The sequence below is a fragment of the Actinotalea caeni genome, from assembly GCF_009733795.1.
GTDB classification, from domain to species: Bacteria; Actinomycetota; Actinomycetes; order Actinomycetales; family Beutenbergiaceae; genus Pseudactinotalea; species Pseudactinotalea caeni.
In genome coordinates this window covers 108,970-130,815 of sequence record NZ_WNXX01000005.1, presented here as the reverse complement: position 1 = coordinate 130,815, position 21,846 = coordinate 108,970, and the positions used below count along the sequence as shown (strand labels likewise).

Here is a 21,846-nt window from a genome sequence, read left to right as displayed (position 1 = left end):
CCGCTCCCAGCCGGGCCCGCCGACACAGGGTGTCCCGGGGAGATGGCAGGCTGGCCCCGTGCCACCGTCACGCCGGAAGCCGGCGGGTCTCAGCCCGCTCGACCTCGACGCCATCCCGCTCGCACCGCTCGTGCTCGTCAAGGGTGCGGAGGGCTACTTCGTGGACGCGGTCACCGACCACCTGCTCGCGCTCGCCAAGGAGCGTGACCCGCAGGTGGAGGTCACCCGGATCGACGCCGCCGCGTACCAGCCCCACCAGCTCGACGTCATCACCAGCCCCTCGCTGTTCGAGGAGCGTCGGCACGTCGTCGTCGACGCCGTCGACGCCGCGTCCGACGCCTTCATCACCGACGGCCTGGCCTACCTCGAGCGGATCGAGCCCGAGCTGGGCGAGGTCAGCATCGTGCTGCGCCACACCAAGGGCGTGCGCGGCAAGAAGCTCCTCGACGCGATCGCCGCCGCCGGCCTCCCGGTCGTCCAGTGCGACCCGCTCAAGCGCGACTCCGAGAAGGTCGACTTCGTCAGCCGTCGGTTCAAGAGCGCGGGGCGGCGAGCGAGCGCCGACGCCGTGCGTGCGCTCGTCGAGGCGCTCGGCTCCGACCTGCGCGAGCTCGCGTCCGGCGTGCAGCAGCTCGTCGAGGACACCACCGGCGCGATCACCCCCGACGTCGTGCAGCGCTACTACGGCGGCCGTGTCGAGGCGACCGGGTTCCGCGTGGCCGACGCCGCCATCGCCGGTCAGGGCGCCGAGGCGGTCACGCTGCTGCGCCACGCGCTCGCGACCGGGTCCGACCCGGTGCCGCTGGTCGCCGCGCTGGCGATGAAGCTGCGCACGCTGGCCAAGGTGGCCGCGGCCCGGGGGAGAGGCGGCGCGAGCGCCGCCGAGCTCGGGCTCGCGCCCTGGCAGGTCGACCGGGCCCGCCGCGAGCTCACCGGCTGGACCCCGGAAGGCCTCGCCGCGGCGATCACCGCCGTGGCCGACGCCGACGCCGAGGTCAAGGGTGAGAGCCGGGAGCCGCAGTTCGCCGTCGAGCGCGCGGTGCTCCGGGTCGCCGACGCCCGCGAGAACCGCTGAGCGGGCGGTTCCGCACCGCGGGGGAGCGACCCGAGCCCGCTGTCCGGCCGCCGGGGGAGGACGCACCAGGCCGCTCCGACGATGCTCGTGGCATGACCGAGGAGCAGCCCGGAGCGCAGGACCACGACGAGCAGCCCGAGGCGCAGGACCAGCAGGAGCAGCCGGGACAGAGCCGGCCGTGGATCGGGTCCGGCCTCGCCATCGGGGTGGCGATCGGCGCCGCCCTCGGTGTCGCGCTGAGGAACATCGGCCTCGGCATCGCCATCGGCATGAGCATCGGACTCGCGCTCGGCATCGCCCTCGACGCCCAACGTGCCGCCGGCGGTGCCGACCAGCAGCAGGCCGATGCGCCGTCGGACGACGACGGGTCGAGCGAGGCCGGGTCGGTCGACGACGAACCGGCCCCCTGAGCACCGCCGAGACAGCGCCGCGTCGGGCGGCGTCGGATCGACCGAGCCGGACACCGACGCCGGTCCGGCGGACCGATCAGCCAGGACGACGTGTCGGACGGCGGTGGACCGACCGAGCCGCGCCCGTGCCGGTCGGCGGACCGATCACCGCCAGAACGACGACGACGGCGCCACCCCTCCAGGGGTGACGCCGTCGCGGTGTCTGGGTGGTGCTGCTCAGAGAGCGGCGACCTGCTTGGCCAGCGCCGACTTGCGGTTCGCGGCCTGGTTGAGGTGGATGACGCCCTTGCTGGCGGCCTTGTCCAGCTGCTTGGACGCCACGACGAGAGCGGCGGCCGCGGCCTCCTTGTCGCCGGCGGCGATCGCCTCGCGGACGTGCCGGACGTGCGTCTTCAGCTCCGACTTGACGGCCTTGTTGCGCAGGCGCGCCTTCTCGTTCGTGCGGATCCGCTTGATCTGGGACTTGATGTTTGCCACGTGTGTACTCGAACTCTTTCGGTGGTTCGCTCGCGCGATCGGACTACGTCGAAGAGGGTGTCGGCGCTGCGTCGCGGAGACGGACACGAGGGTTGGGAGCCTCTGGGCTTCCGCGTTTGCGCTGTGTGGGCACGCCGAACCAACGGCGAACCCGACAGGCAAGAATAGCAGGTCGGGGCGGTCGCGCGGTGTCGCGTGCGTCACCGCCGGCCGGGCGGCACGCTCAGCGGCCCTGCCGCTCCCGCAGCGCCAGCAGCGCGGCGGCGACGGCGTCGTAGGTCCGGCGGTCCAGGCTCGCGCCCTCGCGCCGCACCGCGTCCGCGGGGAGGTGCAGGACGCGGTCGAGGCGGACCTCGGACTCGCGACCCTGGCTGTCCCACGCACCCCGCCCGATGTCGAACCAGTGACGACCCCAGCGCGCCTCCTGCTCGCGGTCCCGGTCGTGGTCCTTCGACGTCGTCTGCAGCCCCAGGTAGCCACCACGGTGCCGGGCGATCACGAGGACCGGCCGGTCCTTGCCGCGCCCGTCGTTCTCGTCGTAGGGCACCCACGCCCAGACCAGCTCCCCGGGATCGGCCTCGTCGTCGGCCTCCGGGGCGTACTCCAGCGGCGGCAGCGGGCCGTCGTAGACCGTGACGGTCCGCATCTCGGCGGGCGTCTCCCACGGGGTCGCCGGGCCCGGCCGCGAGCGTCCGCTGCCGCTGGCCCTGCCCGTGGCCGCGCCCTGCCCGCGACCTCCGCTGCCATCGGTGGCGGTGGCGCCGGACCGACCGCGGGCGCGCTCGCGCACCGTGGTCTCCAGCACCTGGCGGGCGACCCGGACGGCGCGCGAGAGCAGGCTCATGGCGCCCGAGGGTAGCGGCAGCCGTCAGCGGTGCAGCAGCAGCGCGTCCCCCTGGCCACCCCCGCCGCACAGCGCGACCGCGGCCCGGCCGCCGCCGCGGCGGGCGAGCTCCATGGCCGCGTGCACCACCAGCCGGGTACCCGAGGACCCGATCGGGTGGCCCAGCGCGATCGCTCCGCCGTGCACGTTGACGCGCTCGGGATCCAGCCCCAGCTCCCGCGTCGACGCGACCGACACCGCCGCGAAGGCCTCGTTGATCTCGACGAGGTCGAGGTCGCCCGCACCCCACCCGGCGCGCTCCAGCGCCTTGGTGATCGCGCGCGCCGGCTGGCTGTGCAGGTGGTTGTCCGGCCCCGCGACCTGCCCGCTGGCCCCGAGCGTCGCGAGCACGGTCAGCCCCTCGGCGGCCGCGCGAGCCGCGGTGGTGAGCACGACGGCGGCGGCACCGTCGCTGAGCTGGGAGGCGTTGCCCGCCGTGATGGTGCCGTCCGGCGCGAACGCCGGGCGCAGCCGCGCCAGCCCCTCGGCCGAGGTGTCCGGCCGCACACCCTCGTCCGCGTCGACGACGACATCGCCCGTGCGCGAGCGGATCGTCACCGGCGTGATCTCCTCGGCGAGCAGCGCCGCCGCGGCGGCCGCCCGCTGGTGCGACGCGAGCGCGACGGCGTCCTGCTCCTCGCGGGTGAGCCCGCGTGCAGTGTTGCCGCGCTCGGTGAGCGCACCCATCGGGCCGCCGTCGACGGCGTCGGTGAGGCCGTCGTGGGCGAGGTGGTCGAGCGCGGTGCGGTCGCCGTAGAGCCAGCCGGTGCGGGTGCCCGGCAGCAGGTGGGGAGCGTGCGTCATCGACTCCATGCCGCCCGCGACCACGACCTCCGCGTCGCCGGCGCGCAGCATCCGGGCGCCGTCGATCACCGCCGTCAGGCCGGACAGGCAGACCTTGTTGACGGCGCTGGCGTGCACGCGCGGGTCGAGACCCGCACCGAGCGCCGCCTGCCGGGCAGGGTTCTGCCCGGTCCCGGCCTGGAGCACCTGCCCCATCAGCACGGCGTCGACCGCGGCCGGGGCGACACCGGCCCGCTCCACCGCCGCCGCGATCGCGTGCGCTCCCAGCTCCACCGCGGTCATCGACGCGAGTGCGCCTGCCATCTTCGCGTAGGGGGTGCGTGCCGCGCCCACCACGACGACGTCGGTCGGGTTCGTGCTCGTGCCGGAGGTCATCCGTCAGCTCCTTTGCTCGGGGGTGCTGCCAGTGTCGCACCGCCCGCCCGGGCGGACGTCTGCCTCGCGGCGGTGGGCCGGGTCGGAGCCGCGCGGACCCGGCGCGCGGCGGGCTCGGCCCCCGGGGCGCCGACCCCACGGCGCGCGCCCGACTGCACCCCGCACGCGGTCGCCGTGAGGGAGACTGGCGCCACCGAGGGTCCGTGACGTCGCGGACGAACCACGAGACGATCACGCCGGACCGGGCGGCGCCGCACCGTGGTGCGCCGCTCCGGCCGGGTGGGAGGAGCGGCATGGGGGCAGGATCCCCACAGGGAGAACCACAGGGCATGCGCGGGCTGGACAAGGTCGTGCCGGACCCGGCGGCGGCGGTCGCCGACATCCCCGACGGCGCCTCGCTCGCCGTCGGCGGGTTCGGGCTGTGCGGCAACCCGATGGAGCTGATCAGGGCGCTGCTGGCGCAGGGCACGAGCGGTCTGTCGGTGGTGAGCAACAACTGCGGCGTCGACGACTGGGGTCTCGGGCTGCTGCTGGACGCCGGCCGGATCGTGAAGATGACCTCCTCCTACGTCGGGGAGAACAAGGAGTTCGAGCGCCGGTTCCTCGCGGGCGAGCTCGAGGTCGAGCTGACGCCGCAGGGCACGCTCGCGGAGAAGCTGCGCGCCGGCGGCGCCGGCATCGCGGCGTTCTTCACCCGGACCGGGGTGGGCACGCAGGTCGCCGAGGGCGGTCTGCCGCGCCGCTACGACGGCGCCGGCGGCGTCGCGGTGGCCAGCCCGCCGAAGGAGGTCCGCACCTTCGACGGCAAGCCGTACGTGCTGGAGGAGGCGATCACGTGCGACGTCGCGCTGGTGCACGCCCGGCGCGGCGACCGCGCCGGGAACCTCGTCTTCCACGCCTCGGCGCGCAACTTCAACCCGCTCGCCGCGATGGCCGGCCGGCTGTGCGTCGCCGAGGTCGAGGAGCTCGTCGAGACCGGCGACATCCCGCCCGACGACGTCCACCTGCCCGGGGTGTTCGTGCACCGCGTGGTCGAGGTGGGCACCGACGTCGAGAAGCGGATCGAGCGCCGCACGGTACGGGAGGGCTGAGCGGTGGCGCTGACCAGGCAGGAGATGGCCGCGCGGGCGGCCGCCGAGCTCGCCGACGGCTCCTACGTCAACCTCGGCATCGGGCTGCCCACGCTGATCCCCAACCACGTGCCCGACGGCGTCACGGTCGTGCTGCAGTCGGAGAACGGCATCCTCGGGGTCGGTCCGTACCCGACCGAGGACGCCGTCGACCCCGACCTCATCAACGCCGGCAAGGAGACCGTGACGACGTTGCCGGGCGCGGCGTTCTTCGACTCCGCGACCAGCTTCGCAATGATCCGCGGCGGCAAGATCGACGCCGCGATCCTCGGCGGCATGCAGGTCTCCGCCGGCGGAGACCTGGCGAACTGGATGATCCCCGGGAAGATGGTCAAGGGCCCCGGCGGTGCCATGGACCTCGTGCACGGCGCCCAGCGGGTGATCGTGCTGATGGAGCACGTCGCCAAGGACGGCAGCCCGAAGATCGTGCACGAGTGCTCGCTGCCGCTGACCGGTCGCGGCGTCGTCGACCGGGTGATCACCGACCTCGCGGTGATCGACGTCGAGACGGACGGGCTGGTGCTGTGCGAGCTCGCCCCCGGCGTCTCCACCGAGGAGGTGCTCGCGGCCACCGAGCCGCCCCTGCGTGTCGAGCTGGGCTGAGGCGGTCGTGGCCCGTCGACGACACGTGCACGACATCTGCGGGCGGTAGGTTCGTCGGCATGGCGGATCTGTTCGAGGGCTACCCCCGCGGAGCCGCCTGGGACGAGATGATGGGGCCCGAGCCGGACGGCGCCGACGGCATCCGCGCGCCCTACCAGCACGTGCACCGCACGATGGGTGCGCTCGACGCCGACGAGCTGCGGCTGCGTGCCGACGCGCTCGCCCGCAGCTACCTCAACCAGGGCGTCACGTTCGACATCGGAGGAGAGGAGCGGCCGTTCCCGCTCGACGCGGTGCCGCGCGTCCTCGACGGCGCCGAGTGGGACCACCTCGCGCCCGGGATCGCCCAACGGGTGCGGGCGCTGGAGGCCCTGCTCGCCGACGTCTACGGCGAGCAGAAGGTCATCGCCGACGGCGTGCTGCCACGCCGGCTGATCCTCTCCTCGGCGCACTTCCACCGGGCCGCGATGGGCATCCACCCGGCCAACGGGGTGCGGGTGCACGTCGCGGGCATCGACGTCATCCGTGACAGCGCCGACGGCTGGCGCGTGCTCGAGGACAACGTGCGGGTGCCGAGCGGCGTCTCCTACGTGCTCTCCAACCGCCGCGCGATGGCGCAGTCGTTCCCCGAGCTGTTCTCGCGCATGCGGATCCGGCCGGTCGCCGACTACCCGCGCCGGCTGCTCGCCGCGCTCACGGCCGCCGCGCCGCCCGGCGTCGACGACCCGGTCGTCGTCGTGCTGACCCCGGGCGCCTACAACTCCGCCTACTTCGAGCACTCGCTGCTCGCGCGTCTCATGGGGGTCGAGCTCGTCGAGGGCCGCGACCTCGTGTGCGCGGGCGACCGCGTCTACATGCGCACGACCGAGGGTCGGCGCCGCGTCGACGTCATCTACCGCCGCGTCGACGACGAGTTCCTCGACCCGGTGGCGTTCCGGCCCGACTCGCTGCTGGGCTGCCCGGGGCTCATCAACGCCGCGCGCGCCGGCACGGTGACGATCGCGAACATGGTCGGCAACGGCGTCGCGGACGACAAGCTCGTCTACACCTACGTGCCCGACCTCATCCGCTACTACCTGGGCGAGGAGCCCATCCTCGCCAACGTCGACACGTGGCGGCTCGAGGAGCCCGAGGCGCTGGCCGAGGTGCTCGACCGGCTGCCCGAGCTCGTCGTCAAGCCCGTGGACGGTTCCGGCGGCAAGGGCATCATCATCGGCCCGGCCGCCAGCCGCGCGGAGCTCGACGCCGCCCGCACCCGGCTGCGCGCCGACCCGCGCGGCTGGATCGCGCAGCCGGTCGTGCAGCTGTCGACGGTGCCGACGCTCGCGGGCGACTCGCTGCGGCCGCGGCACGTCGACCTGCGGCCCTTCGCCGTCAACGACGGCGAGAACGTGTGGGTGCTGCCGGGCGGGCTGACCCGCGTCGCGCTCGCCGAGGGCCAGCTGGTCGTCAACTCCTCGCAGGGCGGCGGCTCGAAGGACACCTGGGTGCTCGGCAGCGGCCGACGCCGCACGACCGTGGCGGCCGAGCCGCCCGCGGCGCAGCCGGTCACGGGGGTGCCGCTGGACACCAACCCGCACGACACCGCGCAGGGCCAGCACCCGCAGCAGGAGCAGCAGCAGCAGACCCGAGCGGGCGGTGAGGCCTGATGCTCTCGCGCATCGCCGAGTCGCTGTTCTGGATCGGCCGCTACGTCGAGCGGGCCGACGACACCGCCCGCATCCTCGACGCCCACCTGCAGCTGCTGCTGGAGGACCCCTGGGTCGAGGAGGACCTCGCGTGCCGCTCGCTGCTCGCTGTCATGGGTGCCACCGCGCCCGCCGAGGACGTCGTCGTCACGCGGCAGGACGTGCTCGACACCCTCGCGTGGGACCGGACCTCGCCCGGATCGATCGCGGGGTCGCTGACGGCGGCCCGCGAGAACGCGCGCCGCGCCCGTGAGGTGCTCTCCTCCGAGCTGTGGGAGGGCCTCAACACGACCTGGAACGCGCTGCGCCGCACCACCCGGTGGACACCGCCGGAGTTCTTCGCGTGGGTGCGCGAGCGCGCCGCGCTCGTCGGCGGCGTCGTCGACGCGACGACCCCGCGCGACGCCTCGCACCAGTTCCTCGTGCTCGGCCGCTCGATCGAGCGCGCGGACATGACCGCCCGGCTCATCGCCACCCGCGCGGTCGCGGGCAGCGCGGCGCCCGGGTGGACGACGATGCTCCGCTCGTGCGGCGCCTACGAGGCCTACCTGCGCACCTACCGCGGCCGGGAGGCCGACAGGCTCGCCGCCGAGTTCCTGCTGCTCGACCCCTCGTTCCCGCGCTCGGTCGTGTACTCGCTCATGCGCGCGGAGTCCTGCCTGGAGACCCTCGAGCGCGGCGCCCGCCGCCGCGGCGAGGAGGACGCCCGCACCGTGCTCGGCCGGATCCGGTCCGGCCTGGAGTACCGACCGATGCTCAAGCTGCTGGGCAACCTGCCGGAGGAGATGGCCGACGTGCAGCGCGCCTGCTCGGAGGCCTCGGACGCGATCAAGCTGCGCTACTTCCCCTCCGGGGTGTCCGACGACTGGATCGGAGACCCGTGGTGACCCGGCTGCACATCGTGCACCGCACGACCTTCAGCTACGCCCGCACCGTGACGGCGTCCTACAACGAGGCGCGCATGCGGCCCCTCCAGCTGCCGCGCCAGAACGTGCTGGCCGCCCGCGTCACCGCGACGCCGGCGACCCACCAGTCGACCTACACCGACTACTGGGGCACCGAGGTCACCGCCTTCGAGGTGCTGACGCCGCACGAGGGCCTGGTCGTGCTCGCCGAGTCGCGCGTCGACGTCTCGCCCACGCCGCCGCCGGCCGAGCCGGTCGGCTGGGACGTGCTGCGCGACCCCGCGACCGCCGACCGGATGTGCGAGCAGCTCGACGCGACGCCGGTGACCGAGCCCGCGCCCGACCTGGTCGAGCTGGCCCACGACCTCGTCGGCGGCCGGACGCCGTCGGAGGCCGCGACGGCGATCCTCACCGGCGTGCGCGACGAGGTCGAGTACGTGCCCGGGGTCACCGGCGTGCACACCCGCGCCAGCGAGGCGTGGCAGGCACGCACGGGCGTCTGCCAGGACATCGCCCACCTCGGCGCGGCCGCGCTCCGTGCGGTCGGCATCCCGGCGCGCTACGTCTCCGGGTACCTGCACCCGCTCGCGGCGGCGTCGGAGCCGGGCGTGCCGGTGTCGGGGGAGTCGCACGCCTGGGTGGAGTACTGGGTGGGGGACTGGGTCGGGTTCGACCCGACCAACCGCACGCCGGCCGACGACCACCACGTCGTCGTCGCCCGCGGCCGCGAGTACGGCGACGTCGCGCCGCTGAAGGGCGTGTACTCCGGCGGCGGCCGCTCCGAGCAGTCGGTCGAGGTCCGCATCACGCGCGAGGCGTGAGATCGAGACGGCTGCAACGCACGCCGCTCCCGCCACACGTACCGGGCATGAGAGCTCGGGGGTTCGTCGTCCTGTCCGGTGTCGCTGCGGCCGTGGTGGCCGGTTGCGCAGGAGCGCCCGGCACGGCACCCGCCGACGGCGGCACCGACGACGCGACGGAGTAGGGCGTGCAGGCGACCGTCCTGCAGCAGGGCGAGGACGACCCGGTCCTGTGCCTGGGCGGTGTCATGGAGTCCTTCCCGCCGCAGTGCGGCGGCCCGACGGTCGCGGGGCTCGACTGGGACGAGGTCCCCGACGCCCAGAGCGCGTCGGGCACGACGTGGGGCACCGGCTGGCTGGTCGGCACCTACGACGGCGAGACGTTCACGCTGACCGAGCCGGTCGCCGCCGAGCCGCCGGCCTGGGCGGTGCCGGAGCAGCCCGGCGCCGAGGAGATGTTCCCGGCGCTGTGCGACGACCCCTACCGCGGCGGCGACGAGTCGTTCGACCCCGACGACGAGGAAGGGTTCGCGGCCCGTGACGCGCTCCTCCTCGCGGCCGAGGGGCTCGACGGCTACGCGACCTCCTACGTCTCCGACGGCTCGTCGGCCCTCAACGTCGTGCTCGCCTCCGGGCACGACGCCGAGGCCGCGCACGCCGCGCTCCGCGGGGTGTGGCCGGGGTGGCTGTGCGTCGTCGAGCGCGACGTGCCGACGCGCGCCGACACGGCGGCGGCCCAGGAGGCGCTGCACTCCGAGGACGCCGGCGTCGAGGTGCTCGGGTCGGGCACGGGCGTCGACGGCGTCCTCGAGGTCTCCGTCGAGGTCGCCTCCGACGACGTCGTCGCGGCGGTGCACGAGGTCGTCGCGCCCTGGCTGGCGCCGGAGCACGTCGTGGTCCACGGCCTCCTGCGGCCGGTGCCGCAGGGCTGAGCGGCCGGGCTCAGGACCCCGCGACGAGGTCCGCGTGCTCGGGGTGGCGCTCGACGAAGGCACGCACGAACGAGCACTGCGGCACGATGCGGCGGCCGGCGGCCCGCTCCGCCTCGAGCGCCGCGCGCACGAGCGCGGACCCGATGCCCTTGCCCTCGTGCTGCGGCTCGACGACCGTGTGCGTGAACGTGGTGACGCCGTCGGCGCGCTCGTAGGCGGCGTAGCCGGCGACCTCGCCGTCGGCGAGCGTGGCCTCGTAGCGCTGCTTGCTGTCGTTGTCGGCGACGGACGGCCCGGGGAGCGTGGTCATCCGCCGACGCTACCCGCCGACAGCCGCGCGCGGCGGTCGTCGGGCTAGAGCCAGCCGCGCTCCTGCGCCACGCGCGCCGCCTCGTACCTCGTGGTGGTGCCGGTCTTGCCGATTGCCGACGACAGGTAGTTGCGGACGGTGCCCTGCGACAGGTGCAGACCGCCCGCGATGTCGGCCACCGCGGCACCGGTGAGCGCGAGCCGCAGCACGTCCTGCTCGCGCTCGGTCAGCGGGTTGTCGCCCTCGACGAGCGAGGACGCCGCGAGCGCGGGGTCGATGACCCGCAGCCCCGCGTGGACCCGCCGGACGGCGTCGGCCAGCTGGCGCGCGGGGGTGTCCTTGACGACGAACCCGGTCGCGCCGGCCGCGAGCGCCCGCTTGAGGTAGCCGGGCCGGCCGAAGGTCGTCACGACCAGCACCCGGCAGCCGGGCAGGGCGCGGCGGACGGCCGCCGTCGCCTCGATGCCGTCGGCGCCCGGCATCTCGATGTCGAGCACGCAGACGTCGGGCCCGCTCGCCTGCGCGGCCGGGACCACCTCGTCGCCGCGCCCGACCTCGGCCACCACCTCGATGTCGCGCTCGAGGGCGAGCAGCGCGGCGAGCGCGCCGCGCACGAGGGCCTGGTCGTCGGCGAGCAGCACCCGGATCGCGCCGGCTCCCGCGCCGTCCGGCGTCGACGGCGCGCTCACAGCTCCACCCGCAGCTCGTGGCCCCGGCCGTCCGGGCCGGGGCCGGAGGTGACGGTCCCGCCCGAGGCGCTCACGCGCTCGCGCAGGCCCCGCAGACCGTTGCCCTCGGGCCCGGTGGCGCCGACGCCGTCGTCGGTGACGACGAGCGAGCGCGGCCCGAGCGCGATGCGGCACCGGCTCGCGCGCGAGTGCCGGATGACGTTCGTGACCGCCTCGCGGACCGCCCAGGCGAGCACGATCCGCTGCGCGACGCCGACGTCGTCCGGGTCGCCGACGACCTCCGGCGTGATCCCGGAGGCCGTGAGGGTCTCCCGCGCCGTCTCGAGCTCGTCCTCGATGCGTGTCGCCCGCAGCCCCGCGACGGTCGAGCGGATCTCGGCGAGCGCGTCGCGTGCGAGCTCCTGCACCTCGGCGAGCTCGCGGGCGGCGCGCGTCTGGTCCACCTCGAGCATCCGGCTCGCCAGCTCGGCCTTGACCGAGATCGCGGTGAGCGAGTGCCCCAGCACGTCGTGGACGTCGCGCGCGACCCGCTCGCGCTCGGCGACGACGGCCAGCGCCTCGCCGATCTCCGCCTGCCGCTCGGTGAAGGTGTCGAAGACCCGCATGAGCGCGCTGAAGCCGAGCACGAGCAGCAGCGGGAGCACGTAGACGCCGTCGTCGCCCGGCGCGAGCGCGAGCACCAGCAGCCCCAGCGCCGTGAGCCCCGCGGCGTACCAGCCGCCGCGCGGCCACGGCTGCGACCACGCGACCCACGCGACCGCGAACGGTGCCATGGCCATCGCGTCGGTCCCGATGACGGTCGCGACGCCGCCGATCAGCGCGACGAGCACGACCAGCAGCGGCCAGGCGCCGGGTACCGGGTAGTCCGAGCGGAACAGCCGGACGAAACCGAGCGCGTAGACGACCGCGAACAACGCCACCAGCACCAGTCCCAGGGCGCGCTGCCCGCCGCCGGCGTGGCGCTCGAGGATCGTCGTCACCGGGAAGGCCAGGAACAGCAGCCAGACGCCGCCCGCGAGCCAGCCCCAGCGCTGCCAGGGGTGGCTGACGAGCTGCGTCTGCGCCGTCTCCGTGGTCACTGGCGGGCGCGTCCCCGCCGCACCAGGAGCACCGCCAGCACGGTGAGGATCGTCAGCCACACCGCGACATTAGCCACCGGCACCCAGAGCGGGTCGTGCACGGGCGCGGCGCCGTCGGTCGCCACCAGCCAGCCCTCCGTCAGCGGCTCCCGCGCCAGCGCCACGATGCCGTACAGCGGCGTCAGCTTGGCGATCGTGAGCATCGTGCCGGAGAGCGGGAAGAAGAGGTTCCCGAGGAACGCCAGGATGACGAGCGAGCCGCTCGCCGCGCTGACCGCACCCTCGGTGCGGAACGCCAGCCCGAACACGAGCCCGTACAGCGAGAACAGCGCGGCGCCGGCGAGCACGAGCACGCCGCTGAGCAGCCAGGCGCGCAGCTCCCCGGCGGCGCCCGTGGCGAACCCGATGACGTAGATGAGCGCGACCGGGATCAGCGCGATCGTCAGCCCCAGCTGGGCCTTGACCAGCACGTACTGGCTGTCGCGCATCGGCGTGAGCCCGAGCTGGCGGCCCCAGCCCTGCATGCGCTCGACGGCGGCCATGCCGCCGATGCCGGTCGTCGCGGTCACGGCGCCGTAGGCGGCCATCGACACCATGATGTACATCGCGACGTTCCCGCGCCCGGTGGGCAGCATGTCGGTCGAGTAGTCCTGGCTCGCGCCGAAGATCACGTACAGGAACGCGGGCAGCACCGCGGTGAAGAACAGGTTGACGACGTCGCGGCCGGTGCGGCGCAGCTCCATCGCGTAGTAGACGGCGGTCATCGGTCGGCTCCCACGAGGTCGTCGGCGGTCAGGGCGAGGAAGGCGTCGTCGAGCGAGCCGGTCGTGATCTCCAGCCCGGAGCCGCCCAGATCGGTCAGCAGCGCGAGCGCGACGGCGTCCGCGTCGCCGGTGCGCACGGTGACCCGGTCGCCGGCGAGGTCGGCGGCGACGACGTCGGGGCGGCGCCGCAGCGTGGCGACCGCCTGCTGGGCGGTTGCCGCGGGCAGCGTCGCCGAGACCGTGCGACCGGTCGCGCGGGCGCGGATCTCCGCCGTCGACCCGTCGGCGACGACCCTGCCGCGCGCGACCATGACGATCCGCTGGGCGAAGGCGTCCGCCTCCTCGAGATAGTGGGTCGCGAACACGACCGTGCGGCCGCCCTCGACCTCGGCGCGCATCGTGGCCCAGAACTCGTGCCGGGCACCGACGTCCATGCCGGCCGTGGGCTCGTCCAGGACGAGCAGGTCGGGGTCGGGCAGCAGGGCGAGCGCGAACCGCAGCCGCTGCTGCTCGCCGCCCGAGCACTTGCTCACCCGTCGCCGGGCCAGCGCCGTCAGACCGGTGCGCTCGAGCACCTCGTCGACGTCTCGCGGCTGCCGGTACGCCGACGCGATCACCTGCACGGTCTCGCGCACCGTCAGGTCGTGCAGCAGGCCGCCGCTCTGCAGCACGGCGGACACCCGCCCCTCCAGCACGGCGGTGCGGGCCGGTCGGCCGTGCACGGCGACCCGACCGGCCGTGGGCTGGGTCAGCCCCAGCACCATGTCCAAGGTGGTCGTCTTGCCGGCGCCGTTCGGGCCGAGGAAGGCGACGATCTCACCGCGGCCGACCCGCAGGTCGATGCCGCGCACGGCCTCGACGGGCGGTCTGCCCACGGGTGTGAAGGTCTTCGTGACGCCGACGAGGTCGATCGCCGGCTCGGTGGTCGTGGTCATGCGTCCAGCGTGGCGCGCGCGGCGGGTGCGCGACAGCCCCGCCCGTCACGGTCGTCACCGTGACAGCTGTCATGCCCGGGCACCCGGGCACCCGCTCAGCGGGCCAGCAGCACCGCGGCGAGCACGAGCGCCGCCAGCCCGCCGACGACGGCGGTCGCCACCGTGCCCAGCAGCGCCGCGACCGTCACCCGCAGGTCGTCGACGAGGTAGGGAGCCCGCACCGGGCCGCCCGCGGCCGCGAGCAGCGCCCGCTGGGCACGCTCCATGCGCCCGAACACCCGCCCGATCACCGCGAGCCGGCCGACGCCGAGCGCGCGCGTCATGCGGGCGCCGGCCCCACGGCTGCTCGCCTCCGGCTGCTGGATCTCGGTGAACGCGTCCATGACCGCGCGCACGTCCTCCTCGCCGTCCATGCCCGAGATCTCGTCCTCGACCCGGTCGCCGAGCGCGTCGATCGTGACGAGGTCGGTCGAGCCGCCGACGACCACCGTGGCGGACGCGGCCTCCGCGCTCGCCTGCCGGGTCAGCCGTAGCCAGCGGCGTCGACGCACCGCGAGCACGACGACCGGCACAGCGAGGAGCGCCACCAGCGCGACCAGCAGCGCAGACCCCACCGGCCCCGGCCCCCCGGCCGGTCCGAGCAGCGCCCACACCTCGAGCGCGAGCACCAGCAGCACGAGGCCGGCCCAGCCGAGCAGCAGCGCGGTCGGCACCCGCAGTAGCTGGCCACCGCCGCGCGCCAGCGCCGCCAGGGTGTCGGAGAGGCCGCTCATGCCCCCATTCTCACGCACGCGTGCCGTCCAGGCCCGAGGCCGTCGACCCGTGGCGACGCCGCCCCCGGCCCGGGACCTTCGGCCCGGTCCCGACCCCGTGGCGAGCCCTAGCGTGACGACGTGACCCGCACACGGCTTCTCACCCTCCTTCTGGGGCTCGTGATGCTCGGGATCACCACCGCGGGCTGCGGCGTCGACGACGACGCCGCGGCCGCGGGCGGTGGCACCCCGGCCGCACGGCTCGACGTCGACTCCCTGGCGGCGATGGACGTCGTCGACATGGTCGCGCTCCTCGAGTCGATGCCGGTCGAGGAGCGACCGGCCGACGTGCTGGCGTCGGTGCGTCCCGACGAGGTCGTGCTCGCGGACGGCGCGGGCGCCGAGGTGGCCGTCCCGACGCCGGAGGGTCTGTTCCACCTCTCGGTGGCGCCCTACGTCGAGAGCACGCACGACTGCTGGTTCCACAGCCTGACGACCTGCACCGGCGAGATGGGCGACACCGAGGTCGACGTGACGATCGTCGACACCGCCTCCGGCGAGGTGCTCGTCGACGAGACGACCCGCACCTTCGACAACGGCTACGTCGCCTACTGGCTGCCCGACGGCATCGAGGCCGAGGTGACGATCGCCGCCGGCGGTCGCTCCGGGAACGTCGTCGTGACGACCGGTCCGGACGACCTCACCTGCCTCACCTCGCTCCGGCTCACCTGATCGACACCGTCGCCGTGCCGGTGGACGGCCGGGGCCGGCGGGGCGTCGCGGCGTGGGACCATGGGAGCCGGTTCCGTCCCTAGTCCCCGAGGTCTCTCGTTGCCCCCGATCCTGAGCCAGTCCGCGCAGGCCGACCGCATCGCTCCCGCAGCGACGCCGCCGGAGCTCCTGCGCAACTTCTGCATCATCGCCCACATCGACCACGGCAAGTCGACGCTGGCCGACCGGATGCTGCAGCTGACCGGTGTCGTCGAGGAGCGCCAGATGCGCGCGCAGTACCTCGACCGCATGGACATCGAGCGCGAGCGCGGCATCACGATCAAGAGCCAGGCCGTGCGGATGCCGTGGGGCGTCGTCGACGAGACGACCGGTGAGGTCGTGCCGTACGCCCTCAACATGATCGACACGCCGGGCCACGTGGACTTCACCTACGAGGTCTCGCGCTCGCTCGCGGCGTGCGAGGGTGCGGTGCTGCTCGTCGACGCCGCGCAGGGCATCGAGGCGCAGACGCTGGCAAACCTCTACCTCGCGATGGAGAACGACCTCGCGATCATCCCGGTCCTCAACAAGATCGACCTGCCGGCCGCGCAGCCCGAGAAGTACGCCGAGGAGCTGGCCAACCTCATCGGCGGCGACCCCGAGGACTGCCTCAAGGTCTCCGGCAAGACCGGTGAGGGCGTGCCCGCGCTGCTCGACCGGATCGTCGCCGAGGTGCCGCAGCCGGTCGGCGACCCCGACGCGCCGGCCCGGGCGATGATCTTCGACTCCGTCTACGACACCTACCGCGGCGTCGTCACCTACGTGCGCGTCGTCGACGGCCACCTCAGCCCGCGCGAGCGCATCCTCATGCACTCGACGCGTGCCACCCACGAGCTGCTCGAGATCGGCGTCTCCTCGCCCGAGCCCAGGCCGACGGCGGGGCTGGGCGTCGGCGAGGTCGGCTACCTGATCACCGGCGTCAAGGACGTGCGCCAGTCCCGCGTCGGCGACACGGTCACCAACGCCGCGAAGCCCGCCTCGGAGGCGCTGCCGGGCTACGCCGACCCCAAGCCGATGGTGTTCTCCGGGCTGTACCCGATCGACGGCTCCGACTACCCGGACCTGCGTGAGGCGCTCGACAAGCTCAAGCTCAACGACGCCGCGCTGACCTACGAGCCGGAGACCTCGGTCGCGCTCGGCTTCGGGTTCCGCTGCGGCTTCCTCGGGCTGCTGCACCTGGAGATCGTCCGGGAGCGCCTCGAGCGCGAGTTCAACCTCGATCTCATCTCGACCGCCCCCAACGTCGTCTACGACGTGACGATGGAGGACGGCAAGGAGGTCGTGGTCACCAACCCCTCGGAGTTCCCCGAGGGCAAGATCGCCTCCGTCCGCGAGCCGCTGGTCAAGGCGACGCTGCTCGCACCGAGCGAGTACGTCGGCACGATCATGGAGCTGTGCCAGTCGCGGCGCGGCTCGCTCAAGGGCATGGACTACCTGAGCGAGGACCGTGTCGAGCTGCGCTACACGCTGCCGCTCGCCGAGATCATCTTCGACTTCTTCGACCAGCTGAAGTCGCGGACGCGCGGCTACGCGACGCTCGACTACGAGCTCGCAGGCGATGCCGAGGCGAACCTCGTCAAGGTGGACATCCTGCTGCAGGGCGAGACCGTCGACGCGTTCTCGGCGATCGTGCACCGCGACAAGGCGTACGCCTACGGCGTCTCGATGACGGAGAAGCTCAAGGAGCTGATCCCGCGGCAGCAGTTCGAGGTGCCGATCCAGGCCGCCGTCGGCAGCCGCATCATCGCCCGCGAGACCGTGCGCGCGCTGCGCAAGGACGTGCTCGCCAAGTGCTACGGCGGCGACATCAGCCGCAAGCGCAAGCTGCTCGAGAAGCAGAAGGAGGGCAAGAAGCGGATGAAGAACATCGGCCGCGTCGAGGTGCCCCAGGAGGCGTTCGTCGCCGCGCTGTCCTCCGATGCCGGCGGCGGCAAGGAGACCGCGAAGAAGTGAGCGGCGCCGGCGTGCCGGGCGCGGCGGCGACGCGGTTCGGCGTCTACCTGCACGTCCCGTTCTGCTCGGTGCGCTGCGGGTACTGCGACTTCAACACCTACACCGCGACCGAGCTGGGCGGCGGCGCGAGCCAGGCGAGCTACGCCGCGAGCGCGGTCGCCGAGGTCGCGCTCGCCGACGCCGAGCTGCGTCGCCGCGGGCTCGCGGGACGCCCGGTCGAGACCGTGTTCTTCGGCGGTGGCACGCCGACCCTGCTCCCGACGGCGGACCTCGCCCGGATGCTCGACGCCGTCGACCGCACGTGGGGGCTCGTGCCCGACGCGGAGGTGACGACCGAGGCCAACCCGGACTCGGTGTGGGCGGCCGACCTGCAGGCGCTGCGCGACGCCGGGTTCACCCGGGTCTCGTTCGGCATGCAGTCGGCCGTGCCGCACGTGCTGGCGACGCTGGACCGCACGCACGACCCGGACCGGGTGCCGCAGGTCGTCGCCTGGGCGCGCGACGCCGGCCTCGCGGTCTCGCTCGACCTCATCTACGGCACGCCCGGGGAGAGCCTGGACGACTGGCGCCGCAGCCTCGAGGCGGTGCTGGCGCTGGAGCCCGACCACGTGTCCGCCTACGCGCTGACGATCGAGCCCGGCACCCGGATGCACACGCGCGTGCGACGCGGCGAGCTCCCCGGGGTCGACGGCGACGACCAGGCCGCCAAGTACGAGCTCGCCGACACCCTGCTCGCCGAGGCCGGCTACGGCTGGTACGAGATCTCCAACTGGGCCCGCCGGCCCGAGCAGCGGTGCCGGCACAACGTCGCGTACTGGCGCTCGCACGACTGGTGGGGGATCGGGCCCGGGGCGCACAGCCACCTCGCCGGGACGCGGTTCTGGAACGTCAAGCACCCGCGGGCCTACGCGCAGCGGGTCGCGGCGGGCGAGCTGCCGGTCGCCGAGACCGAGCAGCTCACGGCCGAGCAGGTCGCCGACGAGCACGTGCTGCTCGGGATCCGGCTCGTCGACGGGCTGCCGCTGGGTGCGGAGCACCGTGCGACCCTGCACGAGCTGGCCGCCGACGGCCTCGTCGACCCCGACGCCGCGGGCGCCGGCGTCGCCCGGCTGACGCGCCGCGGCCGGCTCCTCGCGGACACCGTCGTCGGGCGGCTGGTGGCCTGACGCCCCGTGCCCGGCGCCGCCGTCCGGTCCGGGGTGGGTACCTCTCACCCGTGTGGCAGCCGCGAGCGAGGGGGTCGAGTCTGTAGCGTGTGCGGCACAAGATCTCCACGATCCGTGCACAGGAGCGTCATGACTGACAACCCGCAGGACCCGCAGAACACCGGCGGCACGCCGGCCGACCCGGCCGGTGGCGCCGAGTTCCCGCCTGCGTCCGAGGGTGGCCAGGTGCCACCCGCGCAGCCCGAGCAGCCCGGGCAGGGGGCGACCCCGGCCGAGCCCTCCGCTCCCGCGGATCCCGCGGCGCCGCAGCAGCCCGGCTACGGCCAGCCGCAGCAGCCGGGCTACCAGCCGCCGCAGGCTCCACCGCAGCCGCCTGCGTACGGGCAGCCGCAGCAGCCGTCCTACGGCGCCGGCGACCAGGGCTTCGGCGCCTCCTCGGGCGCCCCGCAGCAGCCGGGCTACGGCACCCCGCCGGTGCCGCCCGCTCCGCAGTTCGGTGCGTCCTCGGGCGCTCCCGAGCAGCCCACCTACGGCCAGCAGCCGCCCACCTACGGCCAGCAGCCGCCGCAGCAGCCCGGCTACGGGCAGCAGCCGCAGCAGCCGGGTTACGGGCAACAGCCCCCGCAGCAGCCCGGGTACGGGGCACCCGCCGGCGGCGGGTTCCCGGCGGCACCGCCGCCGCCCGGGTCGTACGGCCAGTACGGCGGCCCGGCGGGCGCCGGTGGCCCGTGGGGCGCGCCGCAGGCCTTCAGCGCGACCGAGGCCGTCGGCTGGGGCTTCCGGGCCTACGGCTCGAACGTCGGCTACTGGCTGCTGATCATGCTCGGCCTCGTCGTGGTCGGCGGGCTCCTGTCGCTCGTCCTGTCGCCGTTCGGCGCGGTGACCGACGGCGGCTTCAGCGCGAGCTACGACGCCTTCGCGATGTCCGGCACCGAGCGCATCATGTCGGCGATCCTCGGGCTCATCCTCACGGCGCTCGGCCTCGTGCTGGTCCAGGGTGCGCTGCACAAGGCGAACGGGCGGCTCAACAGCCTGGGCGACTTCTTCTCCTTCCAGCACCTCGTGCCGGGTCTGGTCGCCGCGGTCGTGGTCGGTCTGGCGAGCAACCTCGTCGGCCTGGTCCCGGGCATCGGCGGCCTGCTCCAGGTCCTCGTCACCGTGCTGACGATCTTCGTGGTGCCGCTCGCGCTGGACCGCGGGCTCGCGATCGGCGACGCGCTCAGCCAGGGCGTCAAGCTCGTCACGAGCAACCTCGGCCAGGTGGTGCTGCTCTACCTGATCTTCATCGGCCTCGCGATCGCGGGCGTCATCGTGATCTGCGGCACCGGTCTGCTGTTCGTCGTCATCCCGGTCGGCTCGCTGGCGACCGTGTACGCGTACAAGCGGCTCTCGGGCCAGCAGGTCGCCCCGGTCTGACCGGGCACAGCAGCACCGCGACGGCGGGGGTCGGCTCGACCCCCGCCGTCCGCGCACCCACCGTCCATCCCACGACCCCGAGCGAGGCGACCATGAGCGAGAACCCGCCCCAGGGCCCGCAGCCCACCGAGGGCTCGGCCACCCCGCCGCCCGGCGGCTACGGACAGGCGCCGCCCCCGCGGGGTGCCTACCCGGGTCCCGAGCAGGGAGGCTTCCCGCCGCCGCCCCCGCCGGGCCCCGGCCCCGACGGCAGCTACGGTCCACCCGGCCCCGGCTACGGCCCGCCGAGCGACGGCGAGCCGCAGGCGGTGGACTCGCTAGGGCACGGCTGGCGCGCCTTCACGGCCAACCCGTGGCCGTTTGTCGTCTCCCAGATCCTGTGGGGTCTGGTGCTCGTCGTCCCGGTCGGGCTGCTGCTGCTCGCGATCGGCGTGCTGGGCGCCGGCCGCGTCGACGAGGACGGCGACGTCTCGCGCGGCCTCGCGGCCCTGTTCGGGTTCGGTGGCCTCCTCGTCGTGCTCGTGGTCGCGCTGCTGGCGATCGTCCAGGTGGGCGCGTTCGCGACGGCGTCGCTGCGGGCGATCGCGGGGGAGCGCGTCACGCTCGCCGATTTCTTCCGCCCGCGCAACGTCCTCCAGCTGCTGGTGCTCGCGGTGATCGTCGGGCTGGCCAGCGCGCTGCTCGCGATCACCGGCATCGGGCCGCTGATCGTCGGCTTCTTCGGTATCTGGTCGGTGTTCTTCGTCGTCGACCGCGGCGAGTCCGCCACGACCGCGATCGCCTCGAGCGTGCGGTTCGCCATCGACAACGTCGCCCAGACGATCGTGCTGGTGCTGCTCGGCTACCTGCTCAACGTCGCCGGCGCGCTCGCGTGCGGCGTCGGCACGCTGGTGACCAACCCGGTGACGATGCTCGCCTTCGCCGACTACTACCGCCGCCGCAGCGGCGCTGCGACGCCGGGCCGGCCGGTCGTCGGCTGAGCACTCCGACTCAGTCGACCGTCACGAAGTCGACGAGCTCCTCGACCCGCCCCAGCAGGGCGGGCGAGAGGTCGCGGTAGTCGCGCACCCGGCCGAGGATGCGCTTCCACCCGGCCGCGACGTCGGCCTGCGTGCTCGCCGGCCAGCCCAGCGCCCGCAGCGTGCCGGTCTTGATGTCGGTGCCTCGTGGCACGTCCGGCCACGCCTCGAGCCCGACACGCGCCGGCTGCACGGCCTGCCACACGTCGACGTAGGGGTGGCCCAGCACCAGCACGCCGGAGAACCGCGCCATCACCGACTCGGCGATGCGGCTCTCCTTCGACCCCGGTACCAGGTGGTCGACGAGCACCCCGACCCGCCGCTGCGGGCCCGGGCCGAACTCGGCGAGCCGGTCGGCCAGGTGGTCGACGCCGTCGAGCATCTCGACGACGACGCCCTCCAGGCGCAGGTCGTCGCCCCAGACCCGCTCGACCAGCTCGGCGTCGTGACGGCCTTCGACCCAGATCCGGGAGGCGCGCGCGACGCGCGCGCGGGCGTGCGGGACCGCGATCGAGCCGGACGCGGTGCGCGCCGGGCGGGTCGGCGCCGAGGCGCTCGGGCGCGGCGGCACCAGCCGCACCGGCTTGCCGTCGACCCAGAACCCCGCACCGAGCCCGAACGTGCGCGTGCGGCCCTTGCGGTCCTCGAGCACGACGACGTGCTCGCCGCCGCTCTTCTCGACACGGACCACGGCCCCGACCCAGCCGGTCTCGACGTCCTCGACCACCAGACCCCGCTCCGCGGGGACGTCGGTGGTCTGCGGGCGCCGGGAGCGGTGCGGGTCGTTGCTGAGGACATCGGTGCCGTAGCGGTCGTGACTCACGCGGCGAGACGTTACGCACGCCGGGCGCGAAACCGTGGGAGGCGCCGCGACCGCGACTAGAATTGGCACTCGAGGCAGGCGAGTGCC

23 protein-coding genes are annotated in these 21,846 nt (G+C 74.3%); 13 read left to right on the top strand and 10 right to left on the bottom strand.

Features of this window, described 5'->3' with window-relative positions; all coding sequences use genetic code 11:
- Positions 1 to 58 precede the first annotated feature (58 nt).
- Complete coding sequence (gene holA, locus GPA02_RS06360; RefSeq protein WP_156199073.1) at positions 59 to 1,075, top strand: DNA polymerase III subunit delta; 1,017 nt, start codon at positions 59 to 61, stop codon at positions 1,073 to 1,075.
- Between the two features lie 92 nt (positions 1,076 to 1,167).
- The gene (locus GPA02_RS06355) at positions 1,168 to 1,485 is read left to right on the top strand and encodes a glycine zipper domain-containing protein (RefSeq protein WP_156199072.1); all 318 of its coding nucleotides are present in this window, start codon (positions 1,168 to 1,170) and stop codon (positions 1,483 to 1,485) included.
- Positions 1,486 to 1,701: 216 nt separating this feature from the next.
- Here the strand turns inward: GPA02_RS06355 and rpsT are convergent, their stop codons facing one another.
- From rpsT to GPA02_RS06340, 3 genes are all read right to left on the bottom strand, one after another.
- Positions 1,702 to 1,962 carry a 30S ribosomal protein S20 gene (gene rpsT / locus GPA02_RS06350; RefSeq protein WP_156199071.1) on the bottom strand — a complete coding sequence of 87 codons (261 nt, stop codon included), beginning with the start codon at positions 1,960 to 1,962 and terminating at the stop codon, positions 1,702 to 1,704.
- Positions 1,963 to 2,185: 223 nt separating this feature from the next.
- Entirely contained in the window at positions 2,186 to 2,806 is a 621-nt protein-coding gene (locus GPA02_RS06345) for a type II toxin-antitoxin system PemK/MazF family toxin (RefSeq protein ID WP_156199070.1), read from the bottom strand.
- 24 nt (positions 2,807 to 2,830) lie between these two features.
- Positions 2,831 to 4,024 (bottom strand): acetyl-CoA C-acetyltransferase, encoded by a 1,194-nt coding sequence (locus tag GPA02_RS06340; protein WP_156199069.1) that lies wholly within the window; start codon positions 4,022 to 4,024, stop codon positions 2,831 to 2,833.
- Positions 4,025 to 4,353: 329 nt separating this feature from the next.
- On the opposite strand from GPA02_RS06340, the gene GPA02_RS06335 reads away from it, so the two are divergent.
- The 6 genes from GPA02_RS06335 (at position 4,354) to GPA02_RS06310 (ending at position 10,082) form a co-directional block, all read left to right on the top strand.
- Positions 4,354 to 5,115 (top strand): CoA transferase subunit A, encoded by a 762-nt coding sequence (locus GPA02_RS06335; RefSeq protein WP_156199068.1) that lies wholly within the window; start codon positions 4,354 to 4,356, stop codon positions 5,113 to 5,115.
- Between the two features lie 3 nt (positions 5,116 to 5,118).
- Positions 5,119 to 5,757: a 3-oxoacid CoA-transferase subunit B gene (locus GPA02_RS06330; protein ID WP_240133919.1), complete on the top strand. Its 639-nt coding sequence runs from the start codon at positions 5,119 to 5,121 to the stop codon at positions 5,755 to 5,757.
- Positions 5,758 to 5,816: 59 nt separating this feature from the next.
- Positions 5,817 to 7,406 (top strand): circularly permuted type 2 ATP-grasp protein, encoded by a 1,590-nt coding sequence (locus tag GPA02_RS06325; RefSeq protein ID WP_156199067.1) that lies wholly within the window; start codon positions 5,817 to 5,819, stop codon positions 7,404 to 7,406.
- Positions 7,406 to 8,332 carry an alpha-E domain-containing protein gene (locus GPA02_RS06320; protein WP_156199066.1) on the top strand — a complete coding sequence of 309 codons (927 nt, stop codon included), beginning with the start codon at positions 7,406 to 7,408 and terminating at the stop codon, positions 8,330 to 8,332. Before GPA02_RS06325 ends, GPA02_RS06320 begins: the two co-directional genes overlap by 1 nt.
- A complete protein-coding gene (locus GPA02_RS06315; protein ID WP_156199065.1) occupies positions 8,329 to 9,171 on the top strand; it encodes a transglutaminase family protein in 843 nt (280 codons plus the stop codon). Before GPA02_RS06320 ends, GPA02_RS06315 begins: the two co-directional genes overlap by 4 nt.
- 167 nt (positions 9,172 to 9,338) lie before the next feature.
- Positions 9,339 to 10,082, top strand: a complete 744-nt coding sequence (locus GPA02_RS06310; RefSeq protein WP_156199064.1) for a hypothetical protein — start codon at positions 9,339 to 9,341, stop codon at positions 10,080 to 10,082.
- Positions 10,083 to 10,092: 10 nt separating this feature from the next.
- On the opposite strand, the gene GPA02_RS06305 is transcribed toward GPA02_RS06310, so the two are convergent.
- The 6 genes from GPA02_RS06305 to GPA02_RS06280 all read right to left on the bottom strand — a co-directional run bounded on the left by GPA02_RS06305 (position 10,093) and on the right by GPA02_RS06280 (position 14,632).
- Positions 10,093 to 10,392: a GNAT family N-acetyltransferase gene (locus GPA02_RS06305; RefSeq protein WP_156199063.1), complete on the bottom strand. Its 300-nt coding sequence runs from the start codon at positions 10,390 to 10,392 to the stop codon at positions 10,093 to 10,095.
- A 44-nt stretch (positions 10,393 to 10,436) separates the two neighbouring features.
- The gene (locus GPA02_RS06300; protein ID WP_240133918.1) at positions 10,437 to 11,081 is read right to left on the bottom strand and encodes a response regulator transcription factor; all 645 of its coding nucleotides are present in this window, start codon (positions 11,079 to 11,081) and stop codon (positions 10,437 to 10,439) included.
- Positions 11,078 to 12,160 carry a sensor histidine kinase gene (locus GPA02_RS06295; RefSeq protein WP_156199062.1) on the bottom strand — a complete coding sequence of 361 codons (1,083 nt, stop codon included), beginning with the start codon at positions 12,158 to 12,160 and terminating at the stop codon, positions 11,078 to 11,080. Before GPA02_RS06295 ends, GPA02_RS06300 begins: the two co-directional genes overlap by 4 nt.
- Positions 12,157 to 12,924, bottom strand: coding sequence for an ABC transporter permease (locus GPA02_RS06290; RefSeq protein WP_156199061.1), 768 nt, complete (start codon positions 12,922 to 12,924; stop codon positions 12,157 to 12,159). Before GPA02_RS06290 ends, GPA02_RS06295 begins: the two co-directional genes overlap by 4 nt.
- The gene (locus GPA02_RS06285; RefSeq protein WP_156199060.1) at positions 12,921 to 13,859 is read right to left on the bottom strand and encodes an ABC transporter ATP-binding protein; all 939 of its coding nucleotides are present in this window, start codon (positions 13,857 to 13,859) and stop codon (positions 12,921 to 12,923) included. The genes GPA02_RS06290 and GPA02_RS06285 overlap by 4 nt, the downstream gene beginning before the upstream one ends.
- Before the next feature lie 95 nt (positions 13,860 to 13,954).
- Positions 13,955 to 14,632 carry a hypothetical protein gene (locus GPA02_RS06280; protein ID WP_156199059.1) on the bottom strand — a complete coding sequence of 226 codons (678 nt, stop codon included), beginning with the start codon at positions 14,630 to 14,632 and terminating at the stop codon, positions 13,955 to 13,957.
- 120 nt (positions 14,633 to 14,752) lie between these two features.
- On the opposite strand from GPA02_RS06280, the gene GPA02_RS06275 reads away from it, so the two are divergent.
- The 5 genes from GPA02_RS06275 (at position 14,753) to GPA02_RS06255 (ending at position 20,897) form a co-directional block, all read left to right on the top strand.
- Positions 14,753 to 15,343 carry a CueP family metal-binding protein gene (locus tag GPA02_RS06275; protein WP_204986517.1) on the top strand — a complete coding sequence of 197 codons (591 nt, stop codon included), beginning with the start codon at positions 14,753 to 14,755 and terminating at the stop codon, positions 15,341 to 15,343.
- A 99-nt stretch (positions 15,344 to 15,442) separates the two neighbouring features.
- Complete coding sequence (gene lepA, locus GPA02_RS06270; RefSeq protein ID WP_240133917.1) at positions 15,443 to 17,335, top strand: translation elongation factor 4; 1,893 nt, start codon at positions 15,443 to 15,445, stop codon at positions 17,333 to 17,335.
- A complete protein-coding gene (gene hemW, locus GPA02_RS06265) occupies positions 17,332 to 18,501 on the top strand; it encodes a radical SAM family heme chaperone HemW (protein ID WP_156199057.1) in 1,170 nt (389 codons plus the stop codon). Before lepA ends, hemW begins: the two co-directional genes overlap by 4 nt.
- Before the next feature lie 129 nt (positions 18,502 to 18,630).
- Positions 18,631 to 19,917 carry a DUF2189 domain-containing protein gene (locus GPA02_RS06260; RefSeq protein ID WP_156199056.1) on the top strand — a complete coding sequence of 429 codons (1,287 nt, stop codon included), beginning with the start codon at positions 18,631 to 18,633 and terminating at the stop codon, positions 19,915 to 19,917.
- Between the two features lie 92 nt (positions 19,918 to 20,009).
- Positions 20,010 to 20,897: an ABC transporter permease family protein gene (locus GPA02_RS06255; protein WP_156199055.1), complete on the top strand. Its 888-nt coding sequence runs from the start codon at positions 20,010 to 20,012 to the stop codon at positions 20,895 to 20,897.
- A gap of 10 nt (positions 20,898 to 20,907) precedes the next feature.
- Here the strand turns inward: GPA02_RS06255 and GPA02_RS06250 are convergent, their stop codons facing one another.
- Entirely contained in the window at positions 20,908 to 21,759 is an 852-nt protein-coding gene (locus tag GPA02_RS06250) for a DUF3097 domain-containing protein (RefSeq protein WP_156199054.1), read from the bottom strand.
- Between the last annotated feature and the right edge of the window lie 87 nt (positions 21,760 to 21,846).